General features: G+C 60.2%; 12 protein-coding genes and 4 tRNA genes. All 16 read right to left on the reverse strand.

Translation table 11 applies throughout. From position 1 onward, the window contains the following. Positions 1 to 27 precede the first annotated feature (27 nt). Entirely contained in the window at positions 28 to 498 is a 471-nt protein-coding gene (gene rpsG, locus AWB80_RS34420; protein ID WP_006053291.1) for a 30S ribosomal protein S7, read from the reverse strand. 182 nt (positions 499 to 680) lie between these two features. Continuing rightward, complete coding sequence (gene rpsL, locus AWB80_RS34425) at positions 681 to 1,061, reverse strand: 30S ribosomal protein S12 (protein ID WP_006053290.1); 381 nt, start codon at positions 1,059 to 1,061, stop codon at positions 681 to 683. A 218-nt stretch (positions 1,062 to 1,279) separates the two neighbouring features. Then, entirely contained in the window at positions 1,280 to 3,127 is a 1,848-nt protein-coding gene (recQ, locus tag AWB80_RS34430) for a DNA helicase RecQ (RefSeq protein ID WP_061179123.1), read from the reverse strand. A 179-nt stretch (positions 3,128 to 3,306) separates the two neighbouring features. Further along, positions 3,307 to 7,551, reverse strand: a complete 4,245-nt coding sequence (gene rpoC / locus AWB80_RS34435; RefSeq protein ID WP_061179124.1) for a DNA-directed RNA polymerase subunit beta' — start codon at positions 7,549 to 7,551, stop codon at positions 3,307 to 3,309. 21 nt (positions 7,552 to 7,572) lie between these two features. Next, positions 7,573 to 11,679, reverse strand: a complete 4,107-nt coding sequence (gene rpoB, locus AWB80_RS34440) for a DNA-directed RNA polymerase subunit beta (protein ID WP_061179125.1) — start codon at positions 11,677 to 11,679, stop codon at positions 7,573 to 7,575. A 368-nt stretch (positions 11,680 to 12,047) separates the two neighbouring features. Beyond that, on the reverse strand, positions 12,048 to 12,422 hold the full coding sequence (rplL, locus tag AWB80_RS34445) for a 50S ribosomal protein L7/L12 (protein ID WP_035511392.1): 375 nt from the start codon (positions 12,420 to 12,422) through the stop codon (positions 12,048 to 12,050). A gap of 83 nt (positions 12,423 to 12,505) precedes the next feature. Continuing rightward, the gene (gene rplJ / locus AWB80_RS34450) at positions 12,506 to 13,003 is read right to left on the reverse strand and encodes a 50S ribosomal protein L10 (protein ID WP_034473109.1); all 498 of its coding nucleotides are present in this window, start codon (positions 13,001 to 13,003) and stop codon (positions 12,506 to 12,508) included. A 302-nt stretch (positions 13,004 to 13,305) separates the two neighbouring features. Then, positions 13,306 to 14,004, reverse strand: coding sequence for a 50S ribosomal protein L1 (gene rplA, locus AWB80_RS34455; RefSeq protein WP_061179126.1), 699 nt, complete (start codon positions 14,002 to 14,004; stop codon positions 13,306 to 13,308). Continuing rightward, the gene (rplK, locus tag AWB80_RS34460; RefSeq protein WP_061179127.1) at positions 14,005 to 14,436 is read right to left on the reverse strand and encodes a 50S ribosomal protein L11; all 432 of its coding nucleotides are present in this window, start codon (positions 14,434 to 14,436) and stop codon (positions 14,005 to 14,007) included. It abuts the gene before it with no gap. Between the two features lie 147 nt (positions 14,437 to 14,583). Continuing rightward, the gene (gene nusG / locus AWB80_RS34465) at positions 14,584 to 15,141 is read right to left on the reverse strand and encodes a transcription termination/antitermination protein NusG (RefSeq protein WP_014192489.1); all 558 of its coding nucleotides are present in this window, start codon (positions 15,139 to 15,141) and stop codon (positions 14,584 to 14,586) included. A 1-nt stretch (position 15,142) separates the two neighbouring features. After that, positions 15,143 to 15,523, reverse strand: coding sequence for a preprotein translocase subunit SecE (secE, locus tag AWB80_RS34470; protein WP_008343790.1), 381 nt, complete (start codon positions 15,521 to 15,523; stop codon positions 15,143 to 15,145). 34 nt (positions 15,524 to 15,557) lie between these two features. After that, a tRNA-Trp gene (locus AWB80_RS34475) sits at positions 15,558 to 15,633 on the reverse strand. 67 nt (positions 15,634 to 15,700) lie between these two features. Continuing rightward, positions 15,701 to 16,891, reverse strand: a complete 1,191-nt coding sequence (gene tuf, locus AWB80_RS34480; RefSeq protein WP_061179121.1) for an elongation factor Tu — start codon at positions 16,889 to 16,891, stop codon at positions 15,701 to 15,703. 62 nt (positions 16,892 to 16,953) lie between these two features. Next, positions 16,954 to 17,028, reverse strand: a tRNA-Thr gene (locus tag AWB80_RS34485). Between the two features lie 16 nt (positions 17,029 to 17,044). Further along, a tRNA-Gly gene (locus tag AWB80_RS34490) sits at positions 17,045 to 17,118 on the reverse strand. Positions 17,119 to 17,148: 30 nt separating this feature from the next. Continuing rightward, positions 17,149 to 17,234: transfer RNA gene (locus AWB80_RS34495), tRNA-Tyr, on the reverse strand. Between the last annotated feature and the right edge of the window lie 216 nt (positions 17,235 to 17,450).

A 17,450-nucleotide genomic window follows, 5' to 3' on the forward strand; every position in this document is an offset into this window, starting at 1 on the left:
TTTTCCGTTTGCTCTACGAGCGGGAGCTTAGAAACGGAAGTGCGAGAATGCCTTGTTGGCCTCTGCCATGCGGTGAACTTCGTCGCGCTTCTTCATCGCGCCGCCACGGCCTTCAGCCGCTTCGGAGAGTTCACCTGCCAGGCGCAGGGCCATCGACTTTTCGCTGCGCTTCTTCGCGGCTTCACGCAACCAACGCATCGCCAATGCCATACGACGCGAGGGACGCACTTCGACCGGAACCTGATAGTTGGCACCACCAACGCGACGGCTCTTCACTTCGACCACCGGCTTCACGTTGTTGAGCGCAACCGTGAACACTTCCAGCGGGTCCTTGCCACCCTTGGTCTGGATCTGTTCAAAAGCGCCGTACACGATACGCTCGGCAACCGACTTCTTGCCGGAGAGCATCAGCACGTTCATGAACTTGGCTACATCTACGTTACCGAACTTCGGATCCGGCAACACTTCCCGCTTGGGGACTTCGCGACGACGCGGCATGATTCTTCCTTTACTTTTTCAGTTGGAGCTGACTCTCAGCTCCGCGGCCACCAACAAACCCGATCCATCTATTCGACTAACCAGCTTGGCCGGGTGACCACTTACTCGACAGCACCGGCAACTCCGGCACCACCGCCTTAACCGCCTTGCGGCGACCTGATTCCTTACTTTCGACCGGCGACTTACTTGCCAGCCTTCGCGCGCTTCGCACCGTACTTCGAGCGAGCTTGCTTACGGTCCTTGACGCCCTGGGTATCCAGCGAGCCGCGAACCATGTGGTAACGCACACCCGGCAAGTCCTTCACACGGCCGCCGCGAATCAGCACGACCGAGTGCTCTTGCAGGTTGTGGCCTTCACCGCCGATGTACGAAATGACTTCGAAGCCGTTCGTCAGACGAACCTTGGCAACTTTACGGAGTGCCGAGTTCGGCTTCTTCGGCGTCGTGGTGTACACACGGGTGCACACGCCACGACGCTGAGGGCAGTCCTGCAGGGCCGGCGACTTGCTCTTCGTCGTTTCCGACGTGCGGCCTTTGCGAACCAGTTGATTGATGGTTGGCATTGTTTAATCCTAGAAATGAACAAAATCCGCGCGATTTTCTCGGGCAAAGCGAAAAGAACCGCGCGTTTGACGTTCTCGCCGCATGATTTCCGCTTCCAGCGCCCGGCGCTAAGCCAGATTCGAAGCAGGACCAAGAACGAGAACCAAGCATGATATTCCGAAAATCGCAATCGGGTCAATACGTTGCGACAATTTCACGGCTTTTAAAGAGCCGGGCGTCAGTCAGAGCCGGCCACATCGAGCAGTTCGTCGCCGAAGCGCTCCAGTTTGCGTACGCCGATGCCCGGAATATGGCGCAGATCGTCGACCGTATCGGGATCGCAGCGAGCGATTTCGGCAAGCGTGGCGTCGTGAAAGATGACGTAGGCAGGCACGCCGTCGCTCTTCGCCGTTTCCGCGCGCCAGGCGCGCAGTCGGTCCCAACGAGCCTTTTCGCGCGCCGACATGCCGGCGGTCGGATCCGCGCGTTCGCCCGTACGGCTGGAAGACTGGCGGGACCGAGTCGGCTTTACATACTTGCGCAGCGTGACGCTCTCTTCGCCCTTGAGGACGGGCTTGCTAGCGTCGGTGAGCACGAGCGCGCCGAAACCGTCGTGATCGACCGCGAGGTAGCCGAACGCGACCAGTTGCCTGAACACGGCTCGCCACTCGGCCTCGGAGAGCGCAGCCCCGACGCCGAAGGTCGAAATCTTCTCGTGCCCGCGCTGCAGGACTTTCTCACTGCGAGTCCCGCGCAAAATATCGATGAGATGCCCCGCGCCGAAACGAAAGCCGCTCGCCTTCTGCGCACGATATACGCATGAAAGCGCCATCTGCGCTTCGCGCGTGGCATCGAAGCACGCGGGCGGCTCCAGACACGTATCGCAGTTGCCGCACGGCTTGCTCGTCTCGCCAAAATACGCGAGCAGACGCACACGCCGACACGACGCCGCTTCGCACAAACCCAGCAGCGCGTCGAGCTTGCCGGTCTGCACGCGCTTGTGCGCGTCGTCGGCTTCGGATTCGTCGATCATCTTGCGCTGTTGCACGACGTCGCCCAATCCGTACGTCATCCAAGCGTTCGCCGGCATGCCGTCGCGGCCGGCGCGCCCGGTTTCCTGATAGTAGCCCTCGACGCTCTTCGGCAAATCCAGATGCGCGACAAAGCGCACGTCCGGTTTATCGATGCCCATGCCGAACGCGATCGTCGCGCACATGACGATGCCTTCCTCGCGCTGGAACATCTCCTGGTGCTTCTGACGTGTCTCGAACTCCATGCCGGCATGGTACGGCAGCGCGCGAACGCCCTGGCCTTTCAGCCAGTCCGCGGTTTCCTCGACCTTGCGGCGCGACAAGCAATACACGACGCCCGCATCGGTCGTGCCGTCCTTGTTCGTATGCTCGGCGCGGATGAAATCGAGCAGTTGCGAGCGAGCGTTGTCCTTTTCGACGATCCGATAGCGAATGTTCGGCCGATCGAAACTGGAAACGAAGATGCGCGCATCGTCCAGCGCGAGCCGGTGGACGATTTCGTCGCGTGTGATCGCGTCGGCGGTCGCGGTGAGCGCGATACGCGGCACATCGGGAAACCGCTCGTGCAGTACGGAAAGCTGGATATATTCGGGGCGGAAATCGTGCCCCCACTGCGACACGCAGTGCGCTTCATCGATCGCGAACAGGCCGACGCGCGCGCGCTCGAGCAGTTCGAGAAAGCGCGGCGTCATCAGGCGTTCCGGTGCGACGTAGAGCAAGTCGATATCGCCCTCGCGCAGCGCGCGCTCGGTGGCCGCAGCCTCGGCGCCCGATAAGGTCGAGTTCAGATACGCGGCGCGCACGCCGACTTCCGTCAGCGCGGCGACCTGATCCTGCATCAAGGCGATGAGCGGCGACACCACGATACCCGCGCCAAGCCCGGCCTCGCTGCGCACGAGCGAGGGTATCTGATAGCAGAGCGATTTGCCGCCGCCAGTCGGCATCAGCACGAGCGAATCGCCGCCGTTCGCGACATGCTCGACGATCTCCGCCTGTTGTCCGCGAAATGCGGGATAGCCGAAGATTTCGTTGAGTATTTCGAGCGACCGGGCCATGGAAGAAGAGTGCGCACTGCGATGAGAGATAACGAATTCTACCAACGCATCCAGCCGCCCCGAGGCGTTCGAATGCATCGTTAGCCAAACGGCAGAGGTTGCGACGTCAGAATCGCCAGACGAAAAAAAACCGCCCAGCCGAAGCTGAGCGGTTCGATGCTGCTACGAGCGAGGAAAGCTTACTCGTTGGTATGCGGTTGCTGCTGCTCCGCCGCCGGGGTTTCCGGCGTACCAAAGTCGAATGCCTCTTCGGCCGCGATCTGGTCGAAACGCTCGCGATCCGACGATTCCTTCGCCTTGCGCGCCTTGTGGAACGCGAGACCCGTACCGGCCGGAATCAGACGGCCGACGATCACGTTTTCCTTCAGGCCACGCAGATCGTCGCGCTTGCCCATGATCGCCGCTTCGGTCAGCACGCGAGTCGTTTCCTGGAACGACGCCGCGGAGATGAACGAATCGGTCGACAGCGATGCCTTCGTGATACCGAGCAGCACGTTGTCGTACGACGCCGGGCGCTTGTCGTCCGCGATCATGCGGTCGTTCTCGTCCAGCATGTCCGAACGCTCGACCTGCTCGCCCGGGATGAAGCGCGTATCGCCGTTGTCGACGATCTGCACACGACGCAGCATCTGACGCACGATCACTTCGATGTGCTTGTCGTTGATCTTCACGCCCTGCAGACGGTACACGTCCTGCACTTCGTCCACGATGTAGCGCGACAACGCCTCGATACCCTGCAGACGCAGGATGTCGTGCGGATCGGCAGGACCGTCGACGATCATTTCGCCCTTGTTGACGACCTGACCATCGTGCACCAGCACCTGCTTTTCCTTCGCGATCAGGAACTCGTGCTGATTGCCTTCGAGGTCCGTGATGACGAGACGCTGCTTGCCCTTCGTGTCTTTACCGAACGACGTCGTGCCCGTGACTTCCGCGAGAATACCCGCGTCCTTCGGCGAGCGCGCTTCGAACAGTTCGGCCACGCGCGGCAGACCACCGGTAATGTCACGCGTCTTCTGCGCTTCAACCGGGATACGCGCCAGCACTTCACCGACCTGCACCTGCTGACCATCCTTCACGGTGATCAGTGCGCCGACCTGGAAGCCGATCTGCACCGAATGCTCGGTGTTCGGGATCTTCACTTCCTCGCCGTTCGCGTCGAGCAGTTTCACCTGCGGACGCACGCTCTTCGAAGCTTGCGAGCCGCGACGCTTCACGTCGATCACGACGAGCGTGGAAAGACCCGTCACATCGTCGATCTGCTTCGCAACCGTCACGCCTTCTTCGACGTTTTCGAACTTCACCGTACCGCCCCACTCGGTGATGATCGGACGCGTCAGCGGATCCCATTGCGCCAGTTGCGCACCGGCCTTGATCTGCGCGCCGTCGAGCTGCAGCAGCGTCGCGCCGTACGGAACCTTGTGACGCTCACGCTCGCGACCGAAGTCGTCCGCGATGATCGCCTCGCCCGAACGCGAGATGACGACCTGTTCGCCCTTCGCGTTGGTGACGTAACGCATCGTGGCCGTGAAGCGCACCGTGCCGTTCGACTTCGCTTCGACCGTCGAAGCAACCGCCGCACGCGATGCCGCACCACCGATGTGGAACGTACGCATCGTCAGCTGCGTGCCCGGCTCACCGATCGACTGAGCGGCGATCACACCCACCGCCTCCCCGACGTTCACGCGCGAACCACGGCCGAGGTCACGGCCGTAGCACGAGGCGCACAGGCCATAGCGCGTTTCGCAGGTGAGCGGCGTGCGCACGCGCACTTCGTCGATGCCGAGGCGTTCGATCTCTTCCACCGCGTCTTCGTCGAGCAGATCGCCCGACGCGTACAGCGTTTCCTGCGTTTCCGGATTGACGACGTCCGCTACCGCGACGCGGCCGAGAATCCGGTCACGCAGCGCTTCGACGACTTCACCGCCTTCCACCAACGCCTTCATCGCCACGCCGTTCGACGTGCCGCAATCTTCTTCGACGACGACCAGATCCTGCGTCACGTCGACCAGACGACGCGTCAGGTAACCCGAGTTCGCGGTCTTCAGCGCCGTATCCGCCAGGCCCTTACGCGCGCCGTGCGTCGAGATGAAGTACTGCAACACGTTCAGGCCTTCGCGGAAGTTCGCCGTAATCGGCGTCTCGATGATCGAGCCGTCCGGCTTCGCCATCAGGCCGCGCATACCGGCGAGCTGACGAATCTGCACCGCGGAACCACGCGCGCCCGAGTCGGCCATCATGTAGATGGAGTTGAACGACTCCTGCTTCGTCTCGTTGCCGTCACGGTCGGTGACAGGCTCCGTCGCGAGCTGCTCCATCATCGCCTTGCCGACGCTTTCCGACGTCGCCGACCAGATGTCGACCACGTTGTTGTAGCGTTCCTGCGCGGTGACGAGACCCGACATGTACTGACGGTCGTACTCCTTCACCTTCTTCGCGGCGTCGCCGACGATCGTCTCTTTCTGCGGCGGCACGAGCATGTCGTCCACGCAGATCGAGATGCCGGCGCGCGTTGCGAGACGGAAGCCCATCTGCATCAGCTGGTCGGCGAAAATCACCGTCTCGCGCAGACCGCACTTGCGGAACGCCGTGTTGATCAGGCGCGAGATCTCCTTCTTCTTCAGCGGCTTGTTCAGCACCGTGAAGGGCAGACCCGGCGGCAGAATCTCCGACAGGATCGAACGGCCGACGGTCGTCGCGAACAGCGAGATCTTCGGCACGAACTTCGGCGCGCCCTCGCTCGTGTCTTCGTTCGCCACCATTTCGGTGATACGCACGTTGACGCGCGAAGCCAGCTCGACTTCCTTGTTCTCGTACGCGCGGATGACTTCCGACACGCCCGTGAACGTCATGCCTTCGCCCTTGCCGTTGATCGCTTCACGCGACGCGTAGTAAAGGCCCAGCACGATATCCTGCGACGGCACGATCGACGGATCGCCGTTGGCCGGGAACAGGACGTTGTTCGACGCCAGCATGAGCGTGCGCGCTTCCATCTGCGCTTCAAGCGACAGCGGCACGTGAACGGCCATCTGGTCACCGTCGAAGTCGGCGTTGAACGCCGCACAGACGAGCGGGTGCAGCTGAATCGCCTTGCCTTCGATCAGCACCGGCTCGAAAGCCTGAATGCCGAGTCGGTGAAGCGTAGGCGCGCGGTTCAGCATCACCGGATGCTCGCGGATCACCTCTTCGAGGATGTCCCACACCACCGGCGTCTGGTTCTCGACTTCCTTCTTCGCGGCCTTGATGGTCGTCGCGACGCCCATCACTTCCAGCTTGTTGAAGATGAAAGGCTTGAACAGTTCGAGCGCCATCAGCTTCGGCAGACCGCACTGATGCAGCTTGAGCGTCGGACCGACCACGATCACCGAACGGCCCGAATAGTCGACACGCTTACCGAGCAGGTTCTGACGGAAACGGCCGCCCTTACCCTTGATCATGTCGGCGAGCGACTTCAGCGGACGCTTGTTCGCGCCTGTCATCGCCTTGCCGCGACGGCCGTTGTCGAGCAGCGAATCGACCGCTTCCTGCAGCATCCGCTTTTCGTTGCGGACGATGATTTCAGGCGCCTTCAGTTCGAGCAGACGCTTCAACCGGTTGTTACGGTTGATCACGCGGCGATACAGGTCGTTCAGGTCCGACGTCGCGAAACGGCCGCCATCCAGCGGCACCAGCGGACGCAGTTCCGGCGGCAGCACCGGCAGCACTTCGAGCACCATCCAGTCCGGCTTGATGCCCGAACGCTGGAATGCCTCGAGCACTTTCAGGCGCTTCGCGTACTTCTTGATCTTCGCTTCCGAACCCGTGTTCTTGAGTTCGGTGCGCAGCATCTCGACCTGTTCGTCGATGTTGATCGCGCGCAGCAGCTCGCGCACGCCTTCCGCGCCCATCTCGGCACGGAATTCGTCACCGTACTCTTCGACCTTGTTGTAGTAATCCTCTTCCGTCATGATCTGCCGCGCTTTCAGCGGCGTCATGCCCGGATCGATCACAACATATGCTTCGAAGTACAGCACGCGCTCGATGTCGCGCAGCGTCATGTCGAGCACCATGCCCAGACGCGACGGCAGCGACTTCAGGAACCAGATGTGCGCGACCGGCGAGGCCAGTTCGATGTGGCCCATCCGCTCACGACGCACCTTCGCCAGCGTCACTTCGACGCCGCACTTCTCGCAGATCACGCCACGGTGCTTCAGGCGCTTGTACTTGCCGCAAAGGCATTCATAGTCCTTGATCGGACCAAAAATCTTCGCGCAGAACAGACCATCCCGCTCCGGCTTGAACGTGCGGTAGTTGATGGTCTCCGGCTTCTTCACTTCGCCGAACGACCAAGAACGAATCTTGTCGGGCGACGCGAGGCCGATCTTGATCGCATCAAAAACTTCTTCTTGTTGGACTTGCTTGAATAGATCGAGCAGAGCTTTCATTGCTTTCTCTCCGTAGTCCGATTAATTGCGGTCCAGATCGATATCAATACCGAGCGAGCGGATTTCCTTCACCAACACATTGAAGGATTCCGGCATGCCCGCGTCGATTACGTGATCGCCCTTGACCAGGTTCTCATAAACCTTGGTCCGGCCCGTCACGTCGTCCGACTTGACCGTCAGCATTTCCTGCAGCACGTACGACGCGCCGTACGCCTCGAGCGCCCACACTTCCATCTCGCCGAAGCGCTGACCACCGAACTGCGCCTTACCACCCAGCGGCTGCTGCGTGACGAGCGAGTACGGACCGGTCGAACGCGCGTGCATCTTGTCGTCGACCAAGTGGTGCAGCTTCAGGTAGTGCATGTAGCCGACCGTGACCTTCCGCTCAAACGGCTCGCCGGTGCGACCATCGTGCAGCTGAACCTGATTCTTCGACGAGTTCATGCCGAGGTTCGTGGCGATGTCGTCCGGATAGGCCAGATCGAGCGCACGCCCCATTTCCTCTTCGGTCGCGCCATCGAACACCGGCGTTGCGAACGGCACGCCTTCGCGCAGGTTCTTCGCGAGTTCGAAGATTTCATCATCGGAGAAGCTTTCCAGCTCTTCCTTGCGGCCCGACTCGTTGTAGATCTTCGTCAGGAACTGACGCAGTTCCTCGATCTTCGTCTGACGCTCCAGCATCTCGCCGATACGCCAGCCGAGACCCTTCGCGGCCCAGCCAAGATGCACTTCGAGAATCTGACCCACGTTCATCCGCGACGGCACGCCGAGCGGATTCAGCACGACGTCGGCCGGACGGCCATCGGCCATGTACGGCATGTCTTCGATCGGCACGATCTTCGACACGACACCCTTGTTACCGTGACGGCCCGCCATCTTGTCGCCAGGCTGCAGACGGCGCTTCACGGCGAGGTACACCTTGACCATCTTCAGCACGCCCGGCGGCAGTTCGTCGCCCTGCGTGAGCTTCTTGCGCTTCTCTTCGAAGGCGAGGTCGAACTGGTGACGCTTCTGCTCGATCGAATCCTTGATCGCTTCCAGCTGCGCAGCCGCTTCTTCGTCCGCGAGGCGGATGTCGAACCAGTGGTAGTGGTCGAGATCTTCGAGGTACGCGAGGTCGATCTTCGTGCCCTTCGCGAGCTTCTTCGGACCGCCATTCGCGACCTTGCCGTTCAGCATGCGCGCGAGACGCTGGAACGCGTCGCCTTCCACGATACGAAGCTGGTCGTTCAGGTCGAGGCGATAGCGCTTCAGTTCGTCGTCGATGATCTGTTGCGCGCGCTTGTCACGCGTGATGCCTTCGCGCGTGAACACCTGCACGTCGATCACCGTGCCGCTCATGCCCGACGGCACGCGCAGCGACGTGTCCTTCACGTCCGATGCCTTCTCGCCGAAGATCGCGCGCAGCAGCTTTTCTTCCGGCGTCAGCTGGGTTTCGCCCTTCGGCGTGACCTTGCCGACCAGCACGTCGCCCGCTTCGACTTCCGCGCCGATGTACACGATGCCCGACTCGTCGAGACGGCCAAGCTGCACTTCCGCGAGGTTCGAAATATCGCGCGTGATTTCTTCCGGTCCGAGCTTCGTGTCACGAGCAACGACGTTCAACTCTTCGATGTGGATCGACGTGTAACGGTCGTCCGCCACGACCTTTTCCGAGATCAGGATCGAGTCTTCGAAGTTGTAGCCATTCCACGGCATGAACGCGACCAGCATGTTCTGGCCGAGCGCGAGCTCGCCCAGATCCGTCGAGGCGCCGTCGGCCAGCACGTCGCCGCGCGAGACCTTGTCGCCGACCTTCGCGATCGGACGCTGGTTGATGTTCGTGTTCTGGTTCGAACGCGTGTACTTGATCAGGTTGTAGATGTCCACGCCGACGTCGCCGGCTGCGGCTTCATCGTCGTTCACGCGAATCACGATACGGCCCGCGTCGACGTAATCCACCACCCCGCCACGCAGCGCCTGCACGGTCGTACCCGAGTCCACCGCCACCGTACGCTCGATGCCCGTACCGACGACCGGCTTTTCCGGACGCAGACACGGCACGGCCTGACGCTGCATGTTCGAGCCCATCAACGCGCGGTTCGCGTCGTCGTGCTCGAGGAACGGAATCAGCGACGCAGCCACCGACACGATCTGCGACGGCGCCACGTCCATGTACTGGATGCGGTCCGGCGTGACCATCAGCGTTTCGCCCGCTTCACGCGACGACACGAGTTCGTCGGTCAGCGTGCCGTCGTCGGCCACTGCCGCGTTCGCCTGAGCGATCACGTAACGGCCTTCTTCGATCGCCGACAGGTAATCGATCTGGTCGGTCACCTTGCTGTCCACGACCTTGCGGTACGGCGTTTCGAGGAAGCCGTACTCGTTCAGGTGCGCGTACAGCGCGAGCGAGTTGATCAGGCCGATGTTCGGACCTTCCGGCGTTTCGATCGGGCACACGCGGCCGTAGTGGGTCGGATGCACGTCGCGGACTTCGAAGCCCGCGCGCTCACGCGTCAGACCGCCCGGGCCCAGTGCGGAAACACGGCGCTTGTGCGTGATTTCCGACAACGGGTTGGTCTGGTCCATGAACTGCGAAAGCTGCGACGAACCGAAGAACTCGCGGATCGCCGAGGAAATCGGCTTCGAGTTGATCAGGTCGTGCGGCATCAGGTTTTCGCTTTCGGCCTGGCCGAGGCGTTCCTTCACTGCACGTTCGACACGCACGAGACCCGCGCGGAACTGGTTCTCCGCGAGTTCGCCCACGCAACGCACGCGACGATTGCCCAAGTGGTCGATGTCGTCGACTTCGCCCTTGCCGTTACGCAGCTCGACGAGGATCTTGATGGTCGCGAGGATGTCGTCGTCCTGCAGCGTCATCGGTCCGATGATTTCGTCACGACCGACGCGGCGGTTGAACTTCATGCGGCCGACCTTCGAGAGGTCGTACGCGTCTTCGCTGTAGAACAGACGGTTGAACAGCGCCTCGACCGCTTCTTCGGTCGGCGGCTCGCCCGGACGCATCATGCGGTAGATCGCGATGCGCGCGGCCATCTTGTCGGCGGTTTCGTCGATACGCAGCGTCGACGAGATGTACGGGCCCTGGTCCAGATCGTTCGTGTAGAGCGTCTGGATGTCCTTGACCTTTGCTTCGCGCAGCTTTTCGAGGACCGTTTCAGTGATTTCCTCGTTGGCGTTCGCGATCACTTCGCCCGTTTCCGGATCGATCACGTTCTTCGCCAGCACGCGGCCGAGCAGATACTCCTCGGGCACCGAGATGAACTTCGTCTTGGCGTTTTCGAGGTCGCGAATGTGCTTCGCGTTGATCCGCTTGTCCTTCGTAACGATGACGTTGCCGTCGCGATCCTGGATGTCGAAGCGCGCGACTTCACCGCGCAGGCGCTCAGGAACGAATTCCATTTGCGCGCCTTCGCTCATCAGGCCGAAGTTGTCGAACACGAAGAAGTTCGCGAGGATCTGCTCCGGCGTCATGCCGATGGCTTTGAGCAGGATCGTGACCGGCATCTTGCGGCGACGGTCGACGCGGAAGTACAGCACGTCCTTCGGATCGAATTCGAAGTCGAGCCACGAACCACGGTAAGGAATGATCCGCGCCGAGAACAGCAGCTTGCCGGAGCTGTGCGTCTTACCCTTGTCGTGCTCGAAGAACACGCCAGGCGAACGGTGGAGCTGCGACACGATCACGCGCTCGGTACCGTTGATGACGAACGAACCCGTCGGCGTCATGAGCGGAATTTCGCCCATGTACACTTCCTGCTCCTTCACTTCCTTGACGACGGGCTTGCTCGGCGATTCCTTATCGAGCAAAACCAGACGCACTTTCGCGCGCAGGGCCGAGCAGTACGTCAGGCCGCGCTGCTGGCATTCCTTGATATTGAACGCCGGCGAGGACAGCATATAGCTGACGAATTCGAGCCGCGCAAAACCGTTGTGCGAGACAATCGGAAAAACAGAGGTGAACGCAGCCTGCAAGCCTTCTGACTTGCGCTGCGACGACGACGTGTCTGCTTGCAGAAACGTCTGGAATGATTCAAGCTGGGTCGCCAGCAAAAAGGGAACTTGGTGAACGATGGGGCGCTTCGCGAAACTCTTGCGAATACGCTTCTTCTCGGTGAAGGAATATTGCATACGATCTCCGAATCACGGCGGGCGTTACCGAGGCGGGATACCTCGATGTCACAGCCCGGTGTTCACCGACTGAGACCCGCGCACGTGTCCGGGGAGGACGCGCGAGTCTAGAAGCTTGGTGGTTGGCCGCTACCAACCGCTGGCTGACGGCAGCGGATGCCTGTGTTTCCCGCTACCCGACCAAACTTGCCTTCTGCAGTCGCTTCAGAAGACAAAGAAAACGATCGGAAAAACCTGCCGCTTCGAACGTTTTCTTTGGCTTCTGTGGAGACATTTATGCTTGCTGACAAGCATAAAAACTGCGTCCCCACAAAGCACAAAAAGGCCGGCGGTGGAAAACCGCCAGCCTTCGCATAGCGCAACGAAACTTACTTGATTTCAGCCTTCGCGCCTGCTTCTTCCAGCTTCTTCTTCGCTTCTTCAGCAGCAGCCTTCGGCACCGCTTCCTTAACGGGCTTCGGTGCGCCGTCGACCAGGTCCTTCGCTTCCTTCAGGCCGAGACCCGTCAGTTCGCGAACAGCCTTAATTACGGAAACCTTGTTTGCGCCGACTTCGAGCAGGTTCACGGTGAACTCGGTTTGTTCTTCGACAGCAGCAGCAGCGCCGCCACCTGCCGGGCCAGCAACTGCGACAGCAGCAGCCGACACGCCGAACTTCTCTTCGAACGCCTTGACCAGTTCGTTCAGTTCGAGAACCGACATCGAGCCAACGGCTTCCAGGATGTCTTCTTTTGCGATTGCCATTTGAAATACTCCTAAATTGAATTCGGATCGAGCTAGCGATCTAGCTAATACCTAACTGAGCAACTGGTGCCCAAGCGCGTGCGTTATGCAGCTTCGCCTTGCTTCTTCTCGGCGAGCGCGGCCAAGGCGCGCGCGAAGCCGGAAACAGGTGCTTGCATGACGAACAGCAGCTTGGAGAGCAGTTCTTCGCGGCTCGGGATGTTGGCCAGCGCTTGCACGCCTGCCTTGTCCATCACGTTACCTTCGTAGGAACCAGCCTTGATGATCAACTTGTCATTGCTCTTGCCGAAGTCGTTGACGACCTTGGCAGCAGCAATGGCATCTTCCGAGATGCCGTAGATCAGAGGACCAGTCATCTGCTCAGCCAGCGGAGCGAACGGGGTACCTTCAACAGCGCGACGCGCCAGCGTGTTCTTCAACACGCGCAGATACACCTGTTGCTCACGCGCTTTCGCGCGCAGCTTGGTCAGATCGCCAACCGTGATCCCACGATACTCAGCGAGCACCATCGTCTGAGCCTTCGCGACTTGCGCGGCGACTTCAGCGACGACTGCCTGCTTATCTTCTTTGTTCAGTGGCACGGTTAAACCTCCAGATTCGATGCACTCGGGCCACAAACCCTCATGCACCACGTTCGACAACGGCGTCCGACTGTTAGGAGTATTTCGATCGATCGGTGATCATTCAGGATGATCGACAACCGACTTCAACCACTGCAAAACTGTTTCGGGTTCGCCATCTGCGTTGGCTTGAATTAAGGTGCTGCCTGCCTGCTGCATCACCACCAACGGTCTTTGACAACCGGCTGCTCGACTCGGAACTGCAATCTTGCAACCGCCCAAAGCCCTTTATCAGCGCGACCTTGCGGCCGCGCTCGAAATTCTTACTGTTGCGCGAGCGTGCCTTGATCGACACGAACGCCAACGCCCATCGTGCTCGACACAGCGATCTTGCGCAGGTACACGCCCTTGCTCGTCGCCGGCTTGGCCTTTTGCAGCGCTTCGATCAACGCGGCCAGATTCTGGCGCAACGATGCCGATTCAAACGATGCGCGACCGATCGTGCCGTGGATGATACCGGCCTTGTCGACGCGGAACTGAACCTGACCCGCCTTCGCGTTCTTGACCGCTTGAGCGACGTCCGGCGTGACCGTGCCGACCTTCGGGTTCGGCATCAGGCCACGCGGACCGAGGATCTGACCCAGCGTACCGACCACGCGCATCGTGTCCGGCGAAGCGATCACGACGTCGAAATTCAGGTTGCCGGCCTTGACTTGCTCAGCCAGATCTTCCATGCCGACGATGTCCGCGCCAGCTGCACGAGCTTGCTCAGCCTTGTCGCCCTGGGCGAACACTGCCACGCGAACCGACTTGCCGGTACCAGCGGGCAGGACCACGGAGCCACGAACCACTTGGTCCGACTTCTTCGCGTCGATGCCGAGTTGCACTGCAACGTCGATCGACTCGTCGAACTTCGCGCTCGCGCATTCCTTCACGAGAGCGAGTGCGTCGTCGATCGCGTACAGCTTCTGACGATCAACCTTGGCAGCGAATGCCTGAAGGCGCTTAGAAAGCTTAGCCATTTACACGCCCTCCACTGTGATGCCCATCGAACGCGCGCTACCGGCGATCGTGCGCACGGCTGCGTCAAGATCAGCTGCCGTAAGATCCGGCATCTTGGTCTTTGCGATTTCTTCCGCTTGAGCGCGGGTGATGTTGCCAACCTTGTCGGTATGCGGCTTTGCCGAACCCTTTTGGATCGCAGCTGCCTTCTTGATCAGAACGGTAGCCGGCGGCGTCTTCATGATGAAGGTGAAGCTCTTGTCCGCGAATGCCGTGATGACGACCGGCACCGGCAGACCCGGCTCCATACCTTGAGTCTGCGCGTTGAACGCCTTGCAGAACTCCATGATGTTCAGGCCGCGCTGGCCCAGTGCCGGACCGACCGGCGGCGACGGATTGGCTTTACCTGCAGGGATCTGCAGTTTGATAAAGCCGACGATTTTCTTTGCCATGTTGAAAACCTCTGCTGAACGCGTGAGCGTTCGGTGAGTAATAGCGCGCGTTCGACGTTGCCGGCTACTGACGCTCCTCTACGGTCATGACGCGGACCGTAAGCGCGAATCGCGCGATGACCCGAAAGCCACGCGCGATGTATTCGTTTAAAGCTTTTCGACCTGACCGAACTCGAGTTCGACGGGGGTCGAGCGCCCGAAAATCGTGACGGAGACACGAACTCGGGACTTTTCGTAATTCACTTCTTCGACGTTGCCATTGAAGTCGGTGAACGGGCCTTCCTTCACCCGGACCATTTCGCCCACTTCGAACAGCGTCTTCGGCCGCGGCTTTTCGACGCCTTCCTGCATCTGCGACATGATCTTTTCGACTTCACGCGGCGAGATGGGACTCGGGCGGTTACGCGCACCGCCGACGAAACCCGTGACCTTGGCGGTATTTTTGACCAGGTGCCACGTCTCGTCCGTCATTTCCATTTCAACCAGGACGTAGCCCGGAAAGAAACGACGCTCGGTGACCGACTTGTGGCCACCCTTTACTTCAACCACTTCTTCGGTCGGGACGAGAATCTGACCGAATTGATCCTGCATGCCTGCCCGCTCAATGCGCTCCTGAAGCGCACGTTGCACGCTCTTCTCCATGCCGGAGTAGGCGTGCACCACATACCAACGCTTTCCACTCGGGGATGTCGGAGTATCGCTCATATCATTTCCAACCCAGAATCGCCGAGAAAATCACCCATTCGATCGACTTATCGCTAAGCCAAAGGAAGATGGCCATGATCAGAACAAACGCGAAGACCACCAAGGTCGTTTGCGTGGCCTCTTTGCGGGTCGGCCAGACAACCTTGCGGACTTCCTTGTACGAGTCTTTGGCGAAGGCGATGAACCCTTTGCCCGGCGCAGAGAGAAGACCGACTGCGACACCCGCGATGACACCAACAGCAAGCGCTGCGCCGCGGACGTACCATTCTTGGCCAGATAGCCAGAAGAATCCAACGAACCCGGCCAAGACCAACAATACGCCCGCCACCAACATCAACTTGTCGCCGGAAGTATTTACAGTTTCGACGGAAGGATTCGCCATAACACCTTAAACAGCGCCACCTGGCGCGAGAATTTGGCAGGGGCAGAGGGAATCGAACCCCCAACCTTCGGTTTTGGAGACCGACGCTCTGCCAGTTGAGCTATACCCCTAAACCATTTGGGGTCGACGGATTTCGCCGACCCCGAAACCACAAACTACCGAGAAGATTTCTGGCTCTTACTCGATAATCTTCGCCACGACACCAGCGCCGACGGTACGACCGCCTTCACGGATGGCGAAACGCAGACCTTCTTCCATGGCGATCGGCGCGATCAGCTTGACCGTGATCGACACGTTGTCGCCCGGCATCACCATTTCCTTGTCCTTCGGCAGCTCGATCGAGCCCGTCACGTCCGTCGTACGGAAGTAGAACTGCGGACGGTAGTTGTTGAAGAACGGCGTGTGACGGCCGCCTTCGTCCTTGCTCAGCACATACACTTCAGCCGTGAAGTGCGTGTGCGGCGTGATCGAACCCGGCTTGGCCAGAACCTGACCACGCTCCACGTCTTCACGCTTCGTGCCGCGCAGCAGGATACCGACGTTGTCGCCCGCTTGACCTTGGTCCAGCAGCTTACGGAACATTTCCACGCCCGTGCAGGTCGTCTTCACCGTCGGCTTGATACCGATGATTTCGATTTCCTCGCCGACCTTGACCACGCCACGCTCGATACGGCCCGTCACCACCGTGCCACGACCCGAGATCGAGAACACGTCTTCCACCGGCATCAGGAACGAACCATCAATTGCGCGCTCCGGCGTCGGGATGTACGAATCCAGCGCGTCGGCCAGGCTCATGATCGCCACTTCGCCCAGCTCACCCTTGTCGCCTTCCAGCGCCAGCTTGGCCGAACCCTTGATGATCGGGGTGTCGTCGCCCGGGAAGTCGTACTTCGACAGAAGCTCACGCACTTCCATTTCGACGAGCTCGAGCAGTTCGGCGTCGTCCACCATGTCGCACTTGTTCAGGAACACGATGATGTACGGCACGCCAACCTGACGGGCCAGCAGGATGTGCTCACGCGTTTGCGGCATCGGGCCGTCAGCGGCCGAGCACACCAGGATCGCGCCGTCCATCTGCGCGGCGCCCGTGATCATGTTCTTCACATAGTCAGCGTGGCCCGGGCAGTCGACGTGTGCGTAGTGGCGGTTAGCCGTTTCGTACTCGACGTGCGCGGTGTTGATGGTGATACCACGTGCCTTTTCTTCCGGCGCCGCGTCGATCTGGTCGTACGCCTTGGCTTCGCCGCCGAACTTCTGCGTGAGAACCGTCGTGATCGCTGCCGTCAGCGTGGTCTTGCCGTGGTCAACGTGACCGATCGTGCCCACGTTCACGTGCGGCTTGGTCCGCTCGAATTTACCTTTGGCCATTTTCGACTCCTAACAGGATTTTCGCACCTTGCGCCGCGCGCAACTTACTAGACTGATACAGCTGGTGCCCATGGGCAGGATCGAACTGCCGACCTCTCCCTTACCAAGGGAGTGCTCTACCACTGAGCCACATGGGCACTACAAAACCGACACTGGAGCGGGTGAAGGGAATCGAACCCTCGTCATAAGCTTGGAAGGCTTCTGCTCTACCATTGAGCTACACCCGCGAGGGTTGGATTCCCTTACCGCTTGAATTCTGGTGGAGGAGGTTGGATTCGAACCAACGTAGGCGTAAGCCAACAGATTTACAGTCTGCCCCCTTTAGCCACTCGGGCACCCCTCCGCAGAGAACTATCGATTATGGGGCAACAACACACCGTTGTCAAGCGGTTCTTACGACCCAAAACAATTGAGGCTCTCACTTATAGGTGAGACGAAAACGCAGAAAGCCCCAACTCAGGGAGTTGGGGCTTTCATTTGCGTTGTAGCATGAGGAGCCTGACGATTACCTACTTTCACACGGGAGCTCCGCACTATCATCGGCGTGGAGTCGTTTCAC

The organism is Caballeronia pedi (assembly GCF_001544915.2).
Classification (GTDB): domain Bacteria; phylum Pseudomonadota; class Gammaproteobacteria; order Burkholderiales; family Burkholderiaceae; genus Caballeronia; species Caballeronia pedi.

What these genes read in the sequence shown, in the direction of transcription:
- rpsG (WP_006053291.1), bottom strand. Translation starts at nt 498, where the DNA reads ATGCCGCGTCGTCGCGAAGTCCCCAAGCGGGAAGTGTTGCCGGATCCG.
- rpsL (WP_006053290.1), bottom strand. Translation starts at nt 1,061, where the DNA reads ATGCCAACCATCAATCAACTGGTTCGCAAAGGCCGCACGTCGGAAACG.
- recQ (WP_061179123.1), bottom strand. Translation starts at nt 3,127, where the DNA reads ATGGCCCGGTCGCTCGAAATACTCAACGAAATCTTCGGCTATCCCGCA.
- rpoC (WP_061179124.1), bottom strand. Translation starts at nt 7,551, where the DNA reads ATGAAAGCTCTGCTCGATCTATTCAAGCAAGTCCAACAAGAAGAAGTT.
- rpoB (WP_061179125.1), bottom strand. Translation starts at nt 11,679, where the DNA reads ATGCAATATTCCTTCACCGAGAAGAAGCGTATTCGCAAGAGTTTCGCG.
- rplL (WP_035511392.1), bottom strand. Translation starts at nt 12,422, where the DNA reads ATGGCAATCGCAAAAGAAGACATCCTGGAAGCCGTTGGCTCGATGTCG.
- rplA (WP_061179126.1), bottom strand. Translation starts at nt 14,004, where the DNA reads ATGGCTAAGCTTTCTAAGCGCCTTCAGGCATTCGCTGCCAAGGTTGAT.
- rplK (WP_061179127.1), bottom strand. Translation starts at nt 14,436, where the DNA reads ATGGCAAAGAAAATCGTCGGCTTTATCAAACTGCAGATCCCTGCAGGT.
- nusG (WP_014192489.1), bottom strand. Translation starts at nt 15,141, where the DNA reads ATGAGCGATACTCCGACATCCCCGAGTGGAAAGCGTTGGTATGTGGTG.
- secE (WP_008343790.1), bottom strand. Translation starts at nt 15,523, where the DNA reads ATGGCGAATCCTTCCGTCGAAACTGTAAATACTTCCGGCGACAAGTTG.
- tuf (WP_061179121.1), bottom strand. Translation starts at nt 16,891, where the DNA reads ATGGCCAAAGGTAAATTCGAGCGGACCAAGCCGCACGTGAACGTGGGC.